The sequence below is a fragment of the Amycolatopsis pithecellobii genome, assembly GCF_009707865.1.
Taxonomy (GTDB): domain Bacteria; phylum Actinomycetota; class Actinomycetes; order Mycobacteriales; family Pseudonocardiaceae; genus Amycolatopsis_E; species Amycolatopsis_E pithecellobii.
The window spans coordinates 17,913-27,960 of record NZ_WMBA01000088.1 but is presented as its reverse complement, the minus strand read 5'-3'; the positions used below and the strand labels follow the sequence as shown (position 1 = coordinate 27,960).

At 70.6% G+C, this 10,048-nt stretch carries 12 protein-coding genes; 5 read left to right on the top strand and 7 right to left on the bottom strand.

Translation table 11 applies throughout. From position 1 onward, the window contains the following. Positions 1 to 3 precede the first annotated feature (3 nt). The 4 genes from GKO32_RS34790 to GKO32_RS34775 are packed head-to-tail and all read right to left on the bottom strand — an operon-like array spanning position 4 to position 2,155. Complete coding sequence (locus GKO32_RS34790; RefSeq protein WP_312869083.1) at positions 4 to 303, bottom strand: hypothetical protein; 300 nt, start codon at positions 301 to 303, stop codon at positions 4 to 6. Beyond that, entirely contained in the window at positions 290 to 520 is a 231-nt protein-coding gene (locus tag GKO32_RS34785; protein ID WP_154761167.1) for a hypothetical protein, read from the bottom strand. The genes GKO32_RS34790 and GKO32_RS34785 overlap by 14 nt, the downstream gene beginning before the upstream one ends. A gap of 19 nt (positions 521 to 539) precedes the next feature. Next, the gene (locus GKO32_RS34780; RefSeq protein ID WP_154761166.1) at positions 540 to 1,013 is read right to left on the bottom strand and encodes an Lrp/AsnC family transcriptional regulator; all 474 of its coding nucleotides are present in this window, start codon (positions 1,011 to 1,013) and stop codon (positions 540 to 542) included. Continuing rightward, entirely contained in the window at positions 1,010 to 2,155 is a 1,146-nt protein-coding gene (locus tag GKO32_RS34775; RefSeq protein WP_154761165.1) for a M24 family metallopeptidase, read from the bottom strand. Before GKO32_RS34775 ends, GKO32_RS34780 begins: the two co-directional genes overlap by 4 nt. Positions 2,156 to 2,260: 105 nt before the next feature. On the opposite strand from GKO32_RS34775, the gene GKO32_RS34770 reads away from it, so the two are divergent. Beyond that, entirely contained in the window at positions 2,261 to 3,388 is a 1,128-nt protein-coding gene (locus GKO32_RS34770) for a glycoside hydrolase family 3 N-terminal domain-containing protein (RefSeq protein ID WP_154761164.1), read from the top strand. 1 nt (position 3,389) lies between these two features. On the opposite strand, the gene GKO32_RS34765 is transcribed toward GKO32_RS34770, so the two are convergent. Beyond that, on the bottom strand, positions 3,390 to 4,262 hold the full coding sequence (locus tag GKO32_RS34765) for a nuclease (protein ID WP_154761163.1): 873 nt from the start codon (positions 4,260 to 4,262) through the stop codon (positions 3,390 to 3,392). A 122-nt stretch (positions 4,263 to 4,384) separates the two neighbouring features. Here GKO32_RS34765 and GKO32_RS34760 point away from each other — a divergent pair, with 122 nt between their 5' ends. Further along, the gene (locus GKO32_RS34760) at positions 4,385 to 5,926 is read left to right on the top strand and encodes a CYTH and CHAD domain-containing protein (RefSeq protein ID WP_166459827.1); all 1,542 of its coding nucleotides are present in this window, start codon (positions 4,385 to 4,387) and stop codon (positions 5,924 to 5,926) included. Here GKO32_RS34760 and GKO32_RS34755 read toward each other — a convergent pair. Further along, entirely contained in the window at positions 5,907 to 6,845 is a 939-nt protein-coding gene (locus tag GKO32_RS34755; RefSeq protein WP_154761161.1) for an MBL fold metallo-hydrolase, read from the bottom strand. The genes GKO32_RS34760 and GKO32_RS34755 overlap by 20 nt on opposite strands. A gap of 174 nt (positions 6,846 to 7,019) precedes the next feature. On the opposite strand from GKO32_RS34755, the gene GKO32_RS34750 reads away from it, so the two are divergent. Next, positions 7,020 to 7,916: an SAM-dependent methyltransferase gene (locus GKO32_RS34750; RefSeq protein WP_166459826.1), complete on the top strand. Its 897-nt coding sequence runs from the start codon at positions 7,020 to 7,022 to the stop codon at positions 7,914 to 7,916. An 81-nt stretch (positions 7,917 to 7,997) separates the two neighbouring features. On the opposite strand, the gene GKO32_RS38580 is transcribed toward GKO32_RS34750, so the two are convergent. Next, positions 7,998 to 8,189: a hypothetical protein gene (locus tag GKO32_RS38580; protein WP_208024642.1), complete on the bottom strand. Its 192-nt coding sequence runs from the start codon at positions 8,187 to 8,189 to the stop codon at positions 7,998 to 8,000. 18 nt (positions 8,190 to 8,207) lie between these two features. Between GKO32_RS38580 and GKO32_RS34740 the strand changes: the two genes are divergently transcribed. Continuing rightward, entirely contained in the window at positions 8,208 to 8,876 is a 669-nt protein-coding gene (locus tag GKO32_RS34740) for a TetR/AcrR family transcriptional regulator (protein WP_154761159.1), read from the top strand. Positions 8,877 to 8,878: 2 nt separating this feature from the next. After that, the gene (locus GKO32_RS34735) at positions 8,879 to 10,000 is read left to right on the top strand and encodes an FAD-dependent oxidoreductase (protein ID WP_154761158.1); all 1,122 of its coding nucleotides are present in this window, start codon (positions 8,879 to 8,881) and stop codon (positions 9,998 to 10,000) included. Positions 10,001 to 10,048: the final 48 nt, after the last annotated feature.

Below are 10,048 nucleotides of genomic sequence, written 5' to 3'. Positions count from 1 at the left end.
GTTCTAGAGATCGAGTGCGGCACGAAGGGCGGCGTCGACCTGCTCCTGCACCGCCTCATCGATCTCGGCGAGGCGTTCGGTGAGCCAGCCCCGGTAGAGCCGGGTCAGGAACAGCGTGGAAATCCAGAACCGGGAGTCCAGCGCGACACCGAGGATGTCCTGCGGGTCCTGCTCGAGCAGCTCCGTGCCCAGCAGCCACGGCCGTTCGGACTCGTTCACCCCGTCCGAGGACAGCAGCAGGACGGTGCGTTCCCGCACGGGCTGGGCCGGCGGCCGATAGGTCCAGACCTCACCCCTGCGCACGCAGCTCCTTCTGCGCCGCCGCGACTTCGGCCTCGTCGGCCAGCGCCAGGCTCGCCACATCACCCGCCGGGCGCGCCCGGTAGCCGGTGCGCACCGCTTCCCGCCGCGCGGCCTTCGACAGCCACGACGACAGCGACTGCCCGTGTGCCTTCGCGGCCCGCTCGGCGTATTCGATCGCCGCCACGTCCAGCGACAACGTAACCTTACGTGTTGCCATACCTTTCACCATACCGCCGCTACGGCTGAGAAGACAGCGTCGGGGTGCGCCCCTCGAACGGCGTGGACAACACGACCGTCGTGCGCGTCGACACCTTCGCCGACTCACGGATCCGGCGCAGCAGATCCTCCAGCGCCCGAGGCGAAGCCACCCGCACCAGCAGGATGTACGACTCGTCCCCCGCCACCGAATAACACGACTCGATCTCGGTGATGTGCTCCAGCCGCTGCGGATAGTCGTCGGGCGCGGCGGGATCGTTGGGCGTCAACGAAATCAGCGCGGTCAACGGCAACCCGATCAGCTCCCCGTCGAGCTGCGCGGTGTAGCCACGGATCACGCCACGCTGCTCCAGGCGCCGGACCCGTTGGTGCACAGCCGAAACCGACAGTCCGACCCGCTCGGCCAGATCCGTGAAACTGCACCGCCCCTCCGCCGCCAGCTCCTGCGCGATCGCCTGGTCCAGCGGCTCCAGCGGCCCCGTGCTCGCGGTCATGCGCCGAGCACGACGAGCTCGTGCGGGCGGTTGTTGAGCGACTCGGCCCCATCCTCGGTCACCGCGACGATGTCCTCGATCCGCGCGCCCCACCGGCCCGGCAGGTAGATGCCCGGCTCCACGCTGAACACCATCCCCGGCTCCAGCGGCAACTCGTTCCCGCCGACGATGTAGGGCTCCTCATGCACATCGAGCCCGATACCGTGACCCGTGCGGTGGATGAAAAACTCACCGTACCCGGCATCAGTGATCACCGTACGCGCGGCGGCGTCGATCTCCTGCGCCGTGACACCCGGCCGCACCGCCTCGACCGCCGCCCGCTGCGCGCGCTCCAGCACGGCATAGGTCCCGGCCACCTCCGCGTCCCGTGGCTGCCCGACGGCATAGGTGCGGGTGGAGTCGGAGTTGTAGCCCTCCGCGATCGGCCCGCCGATGTCCACCACGACCACGTCCCCGTGCTCGATGATCCGGTCGGACACGTCGTGATGCGGGCTCGCGCCGTTCGGGCCCGAGCCGACGATCACGAAATCGGCCGACAGGTGCCCTTCCTCGACGATCGCCGCCGCGATGTCCGCACCGACCTCCGCCTCCGTCCGGCCCGGCCGCAGCCACTCGCCGACCCGGGCATGCACCCGGTCGATCGCGGCGCCCGCCTGGCGCAGCGCCGCGATCTCCGCGGCGTCCTTGCGCATTCGCAGCTCACGCACGATCGGCCCGGCCAGTGTCTGCTCGGCCTCGTCGAACACGTCACGGAACGCGAGCACATGCAACGCCACCGTGCTGTCGCTGACCGCCACCCGGCGCACCCGCCCGAGGCGGTCGGCAATGACGCGGTACGGGTCCTCGCCGTCGACCCAGGTCACCAGCTCGACACCGAGCTCGACGGTCGGCACGTGCGCGTACCCCGGGGCCTCCAGCTTCGGCACCACCAGCGCCGGCACCCCGCCGCCGGCGGGCAGCACCAGCGCGGTGAGCCGCTCGAACGAACCGCCCGCCGCGCCCAGCAGGTACCGCAGATCCGAACCCGGGGCGATCAGCAACGCGTCGGTGCCGGCGCCGGCCGCCGCCTCTCGCGCCCGCGCCAGCCGGGAACGCAGGATGGTCGGTTCGATGGGTGGGCTCTGTGACGATCCGCGCGACATGCCCGAAGACTAACGGTCCCCGATCTGGTGTCCACCGGGACACAGGCGACCGCACGCGCCGCCGCGGCTACCCTGAGGCGCGCCCCCTCACAACGTCAGGAGCCCATGAAGTCCCGGATCGTCGCCGCCCTCACCTGCACCGCACTGCTCGCCGGGTGCACCAGCAGCCCCCAGCCGGCCGGCACGCCACCCAGCGCGGCACCGGCGCCGCGCGGCAGCACTGAAGCCGCGACCCCCGCCCCGGACCCGTGTGCCCCCGTCATCGCGCAGCTGACCCCCCGCCAGCGGCTCGCCCAGCTGCTGTTCGTCGGGGTGAGCCCGACCGACCCGGCGGCCGCGGAAAACCTCGTGCGCACCGAACAGATCGGCGGCATCTTCATCGGCGGCAACCCCACGAACCTGTTGCGGGACAACGCACTGGCCCCCGTGCAGCAGGCCGCGCGCTGGGGTGTCGCGGTCGCCGTCGACGAGGAAGGCGGCCGGGTGCAGCGCATCGACCAGCTCGACGGGCCGCTGCCGAGCGCACGGGCGATGGCTGCCACGATGACCCCCGGTCAGGTCCGCGTGCTCGGGCAGAAACGCGGCGAAGAGCTGCGGGCCCGCGGGGTCACCACCGATTTCGCGCCCAGCGTCGACGTCAGCGCCCAGCCCGACGACGGCCCGATCGGCGACCGCTCGTTCTCCAGCGACCCGGCGAAAGCCCGCGACTACGGTCTCGCGTTCGCCGCCGGGCTACGCGACGCCGGGATCACCCCGGTGTTCAAGCACTTCCCCGGCCACGGGCACGCCACGGGCGACTCCCACGAGGGTGCGGTCACCACACCGCCGCTGGATTCCTTGCGTACCAACGATCTCGTCCCGTACGAGGCACTCGCGAGTTTCGCCGGCGGCGAGGTCATGGTGGGACATCTGACCGTGCCGGGACTCACCGGCGGCCAGCCCGCGTCGCTGTCGCCCGCTGCCTACCGGCTGCTGCGCACCGGCTACGGGTTCACCGGTCCGGTGCTGACCGACGATCTCGGCGCGATGCGCGCGATCACCGAAACCTACCGCCTGCCCGACGCCGTGCTGCACGCCGTGCTCGCCGGGGCCGACCAGGCCTTGTGGTCCTCCGGCGGCACCGTCGGCCCGGTACTCGACCGGCTCGAGGCGGCGTCCGCCTCGGGCGAGTTGCCCGCCGCCCGCGTCGACGAGGCGCTGCACCGGATCCTGCCCGCCAAGCACGCGTGCTGAGTCACCCTTCGGCGAAGACGATGTCCTCGGGCGCCACGGTGAGCCGGATCGTCTGCCGCCGCACGTTGACCAGGGTCGCGAGCTCGGTCGTCTGCCCGCTGGACACGACGACGAGCCGGTCGTCACGGCCGTCCAGGTAAGCGGCGAAGCGCGCCAGTGAAACGCCCCCGGTCTCATCCAGGCCGAGATAGTCCACCAAGCGGCGGAACAACTTCGGCAGGATCACCAGGTCATCACGCAACTGCTTGCGGGTGGAGAGCCGGAACCCCGCCACCGTCACGTCATCCGCCCACACTCCCTTGCCCGCGTCACGAGCCGCGACCGCCGCCTCCGCCATCGCCGCACGCAGGTCGACGTACAGCAGCGAGTAGAACGTCGGATACACCAGACCGGCTTCCAGCAGCGTGTAGTTGGCCGACGACCGCAACCCGCGCACGTCCAGGTGCACCTGCCCGCCGTCCGCGCTCCGGCCCGACCGCTGTCCAGGGAAGGCGAACGCGACCGCGCGACCGTACTTGTCGGCGAAGCGGGTCATGATGTGCCCCGGCACCTGCTCCGGCGTCGCGGCCGTGACGGTGCCGTCTTCGTCACGTTCGACCGTGCGGAAACCCAAGTGGGACAACAGGCCCGTAGCCGCCTCCTGCGCGAGTGCGCTGGGCTGGCGCCACATCCCGCCCTTGTTCTGCGCCTGGTAGTGGGTTTCCAGTGCGTCGATCCCGTCCAGCCGCAGCTGCGCCCCGCCCCGCGAGTTGAGCCGGACCCGCAGCTGCGCCTTGCTGAACGCGGCCGGATCGTCGGGATAAAAACGCACCGAGTCACCGTCCGGGGACGCGCCCACGATCCGGTAGGTGCCTTTGATCAGCGTCAATGTCATGGGTGCCCCCTCGGAGAACGGAACGACGCACCCGGGTAGTCGCGGCGCCTGCTCCGATGAAACGAACCGAAGGTGAATACCGTGTTTCGATTTGGTTGACCTATACTCGTCAACTCCCGTTGATGACCTTGAGGAATGCCGCTGTGCCGACCGACGTGACCTTGCGCTGGCTGGGCCGCCCGAACCGGGGCGAGCCCGCCGAGCTGGCACAGGCGCTGGCCGCGATCAGCGAGCACTACACGATCACCCTCGGCCCGCGCCGGGTCCGCACAGCGTCCTATTTGGACACTGCGGACTGGCGGCTGCGGCGCCGCGGCCTGGTCCTCACCCACGAAGGCGCGTCCGGCCCCGGTTCCCTCGTGCTGGCGCCGCACACGGTGAAGCTCACCGAGCCACCGGTCTGGCCGGCCCGGGCCGAGGCCCTGCCGGACGGGGAGTTGCGTGACGCGGTCGCGAACGCGATGTGGGTCCGCGCGATCGCACCGAAAGTCCGCAGCCGCACGGTGACGCGCGAGATCATGCTGCACGACGGCGACGGCGAAGAAGTGGGCCGGATCGAATGGGCCGAAGCGACCGCCGTCCATCCCGTCCGCGTCGCGCCACTGCCCCGCGTGACGGTCAGCCCCGCGCCCGGCCGCCGCCGCGACCGCAAGGAGATCGTCCGCCTCCTGCTGGCGACCGGCGAATTCGAACGGCTCGACAGCACCGCCTACGACGACCTGCTGCACGCCTGCGGCCTGCCGGAGGAAAAACCGCACACCGAGATCGCCCCCGGCATGCCCGCCGACGTCGCGATCGCCACCGCACTCCTCGGCTTCGCCGGCGAACTCGCCGCGAACGTCGACGGCACGATCGACGACATCGACCCCGAATACCTGCACGAACTGCGGGTGGCCGTGCGCCGCACCCGGTCCGTGCTCAAGATCGCCGGCGACGTCCTGCCCGGCGAGCTCGCCGCCCGGTACCGCGAAAGGTTCAAGGAACTGGGCGACCTGACCACCCCGAGCCGCGACCTCGACGTGTACCTGATCGAATTCGCCACCCTCACGGCCGGGCTCACCGTCGGTACCCCCACCGATCTCGCCCCGTTCGAAGCCCACCTGCGCCGGCACCGTGCCGACGCGCGCAAGGCACTCGTGCGCGGCCTGCGCGCGCCACGGTTCGCCCGCGCGCTCGACAGCTGGCGCGCGACGCTGCAGGGCGTCGCCGAGTCCGGCAGGTCCGCGATGACCGTGGACGAGCTGGCCACGGAACGCTTGCGGCGCCTGACAAAGCGCGTGCGGCGCGAGGCCACGGCCATCACGCCGGCCTCCTCCGCCGAGCAGGTCCACGACCTGCGCAAACGCTGCAAGGAACTGCGATACGCACTCGAAGTGTTCCAGCCGGTCTGCGACCCGGCCGTGCATCGCGGCGTGCTCAAGGACCTCAAGCGACTGCAGGACGTGCTCGGCGCCTTCCAGGACGGCGAAGTGCAGAGCCACTCGCTGCGGGTCTACGCGCAGGAAATGCTGGACGCCGGCCGACCGCCCGCCGCGACCGTGCTGGCCATGGGTGAGCTGCTCGCCACCTACGTCCGCCAGGAAACCCAAGCGCGCCACGACCTCACGGCCGCGGTGCATGACTTCGTCGCACGCTCCGGCCGGTTCAGCTCTCTGGTGCGTTGACCGACGTGTGCATCGGGCCGCCGTTCCAGGCCACGGCATCGACGAAGGCCGCGATCACGTCGCCGCCGGTGCCCTCGGCGAGGGCGTACTCGCGGTGCAGGTTCAGCACGAGCCGCTCACTGTCGGGCCAGTCCGCGAACGCACCGAGATCGCATTCCCGCGCCGCGGCCAACGGCGTCAGCCCACGACGGCGACCGTCCGCGGCCGTCTCGAGCACCAGCCGGTAGTACCGCTCGATTTCGCCGAGCACACCGGGAAAATCGGCTCCGGTCAGCAGCGGGCCGTGGCCCGGCACGATGTGCTCGGCGCCGAACGAGGCCAGCCACTCCAGCGCCCGCAACGCCCCTTCCGCCGAGCCCATCACCGTCAGCGGGGTGAGGCCGTTGAACACCAGATCCCCGGTGTAGAGCACCCGTTCCTCCGGCAGCCACACCACGACATCGCCACCCGTGTGCGCCGGGTAGCCAGGATGGCGCAGCTCCACCCGCCGCTCCCCGGTGTACAACGTCAGCTCCGAGCGCAGCACGGTGTCGGGCACCCGCCGGGTCACCGCACCCCAGTCCGGCACCGGCGACCACACCGGTGGGCAGCCCAGGATGATCGGATCCACCAGCAGTTCCGCGCGCATCACCTCGTGCCCGATCAGCACCGTCGAGTCCGGCAGGAGACTGTTGCCGTACGTGTGATCGCCGTGGTGATGCGTGTTGACCGCCCAGCGCGGCGCGGCATCGCCGGTGGCCCGCGTGACCGCGTCCAGGAACCGGCGGGTGCGCTCCGCGGTCGCGCACGTGTCGACCACGATCGTGCCGCCGGTGCCGGTGATCGCGCCCGCGTTGTTCACCCACCACCTGCCGTCCGGCTGCACCCACGCGTACACGCCGTCCACGATCTCCGACAGGTGTGGTGTCTGCTGCCCCATATGGCGACCCTAGCCCCCGGGACGAAGATCGATGAACGCGACCGCGCGTCCCCTGCACGGTCCTTTGTGGACAGAACCGTCGGTGCCGTCCGCCGGTGCGGGAACCGGACGATATCGTCCCGTTCGCTATCGTGCACCGATGACTTCCCTTTCGTTCCCGGTGGCATGGCACGGGTGAGCGCGCCGGAAGGTGTGCGCGCCACAGCGCTGCTCACCGCTTACGCCCGCGCTCAGGAATCCGCCCGGCCAGACCGGCTGTTCGACGACCCGCTCGCGAGACTGTTCGTCGCCGAGGCCACCGCGTTCACCGGCGACGGCCTCCCCCGCGTCGGCATGGCGCGTGAGCACGACGGTTCCCCCGTGTGGCAGGCCGTGTCGTCGTATTTCAGCGGGCGCGTGCCGTTCTATGACGAACATGTTCTGCGCGCGGTGCGGGCCGGGGCCCGGCAACTGGTGCTTCTCGGCGCGAACCTGGATACCCGGGCCTACCGATTGGGGCTGCCCGAGGACACTACGGTGTTCGAACTCGACAGCAGCTCGGTGCTGGAGTTCAAACGCGCCGTGCTGACCCGGCACGGCGCCCGGCCCACGTGCCGGCGCGTGCCGGTGCCCGCCGCCCTGCGCGCCGGCTGGCCCGAGGACCTGCTCGGCGCCGGGTTCGCCCCGGAGGAACCGGTGGTGTGGCTGGCCGAAGGGCTGTTGGCTTACTTCACCACCGCCGACAGCGACCAGCTCCTGGCCGGTATCAGCAAGCATTCCCGCGGCCCCGCCTGGCTGGTGAGCGATTACCCGCAAGGGCCGGTCGACCCGCAGCTGATCATCACGTGCGCCACCGACGAGGCGGAACGCATGTCCGCGATGATGATGGCCGACCTGGTGCGGCGCGGCCCGGACGTCACGCCCGAGAAGTGGGTGGGCAGGCACGGCTGGACGGCCGAGGTCACCGACCTCACCGCGCAGCTACGCCACCACGGCCGCCCCTTCCCGAACGCGTTCGCCGACGCCACCACCCATCCGGTGCCCGTGTGGTTGTTCAGCGCCACTCGCGACGCCGGCCCGCTCACGGGATGACGCGGTAGTGCGTGGTCAGCCGCCGCTCGCCGGCCGACGGCTGGTGGTAGTCGACGGGATCGCCGTGCTCCCACGGCGGTTTCAGCGCGACACCACCCCGGGCGCGACCCGCAACGGCTTACCCGCGGCTGTGCTCGTCGCCGTCGTGTGCGCGTGTCCACGCGCCGACGCGGTGTACTCGGTTGATCGGCCGTCCGCGGCTACTGCGCCCAGCAGCGCCACCGAAGGCACCTGTCCGAACACGTACGCTACGAACTTGTTCGTGCCGAACATGTTCGTTACGATGGCTTCATGACTACTTCCCGGAGTCCTCGTGAGCGACCCGCGAAACCCGCACTGACCAGCGAGGGCATCGTCTCCGCCGCGGTCGGGATCATGCAGGCCGAGGGCCTGAAAAAGGTGACCATGCGGCGCCTCGCGCAGGAACTCGACACCGGGCCGGCCTCGCTGTACGTGTACTTCGCGAACACCGACGCGCTGCACGCGGCCGTGCTCGACCGGATGCTCGGCAAAGTCGATCTGGCCCCGGTCGAGGCGCAGGGCGACTGGCGTGACCGGCTCATCCAGGTGCTCTCGTCCTACACCACCGTCCTTTTCGGACACGCCAGCCTCGCCCGCTCCGCGCTGGTCTCCCGCCCGGGCGGTCCGCACTATCTCGAAATCGTGGAAGCCGTACTCGCACTGCTCCATGAAGGCGGTGTCCCGCAGGCACAAGCGGCCTGGGGTGTGGACATCCTGCTGGCACTGGGCACAGCGACCGCCGCCGAACATGCCCGGGACGACGACGAAGCACCGGAAGTGGACTGGTCCACCTATGTGCAGGTCATCCACGCGGCGTCGCCGAACCATCCGTACATCGGCGCGATCGGCACCGATCTGCTGTCCGGCACCCCCGAAGAGCGCCTGCAGTGGGCGTTTCGCGTCCTGATCAACGGAATCGCTTTCACCCCAAGGAGCTGACCATGGACCACCACCCCATCGCGATCATCGGCGGCGGGCTCAGCGGGCTCACGCTCGCTCGTGTCCTGCACGTCCACGGCATCGAGGCCGCGGTCTTCGAACTCTCCGCCTCCCCCGCCGCCCGCGCTCAGGGCGGCATGCTCGACATTCACGAAGACACCGGTCAGGCCGCTCTGCACGCCGCCGGCCTGTACAACGAATTCCGTGCCCGGGTCCACGAAGGCGGCGAAGCGTTGCGGGTCCTGGACAAGCACGGCACCGTCCGGTTCATGGAGGGGGACGAGGGCACCGGCAACCGCCCCGAGATCGAACGCGGCGCGCTGCGTGATCTGCTGCTCGCGGCACTGCCCGGCAGCACGGTTCGCTGGGGCACCAAGGTCACCGGTGCCCGGCAGGTCGGCGGGCACCACGAAGTCACCCTCGCCGACGGCACGACGTTCACGACAGATCTGCTGATCGGCGCGGACGGGGCGTGGTCCCGGGTACGGCCGCTGGTGTCCGGCGCGGTCCCTGCCTACTCCGGAGTGTCCTTTGTGGAGCTCGACCTTTTCGACGTGGACACGCGGCACCCGGACTGCGCGGCCGTCGCCGGGGGCGGGATGCTGTTCGCGCTCGGCGACGACCGGGGATTCCTCGCGCACCGCGAACCGGACGGCAGTGTGCACGTCTACGTCGCGGTCCGGACCACGGAAAACTGGCTTGCCGGCATCGATTTCACCGACACCGCCGCGGCCAAGGCCGCCGTGCTCGCGGAGTTCGATGGCTGGAGCACCAGCCTGCGGGCACTCATCGCCGAGGCCGACAGCACGCTGACACCGCGCACGATCCAGGCGTTGCCGGCCGGGCACCGCTGGCCGCGCGTGCCGGGCGTCACGCTGCTCGGCGACGCCGCGCACCTGATGTCCCCGTTCGCCGGCGAAGGCGCGAACCTCGCCCTGATCGATGGCGCCGATCTCGGGCTCGCGATCGCCAAGCACCCCGACGACCCCGAGGCGGCACTGGCCGCATACGAGGAGACGATGTTCCCGCGTGCAGCCGGGGCAGCAGCGGAGTCGCTGGCTGGTCTGGACCTATGCTTCGCCAAGGATGCTCCATGCGGGTTGGTTGAGATGTTCTCGGCGTAGCTTGCCGGGTACGCACGGCCAGGTTCGGCCAAAACCCGCGCTGTATTC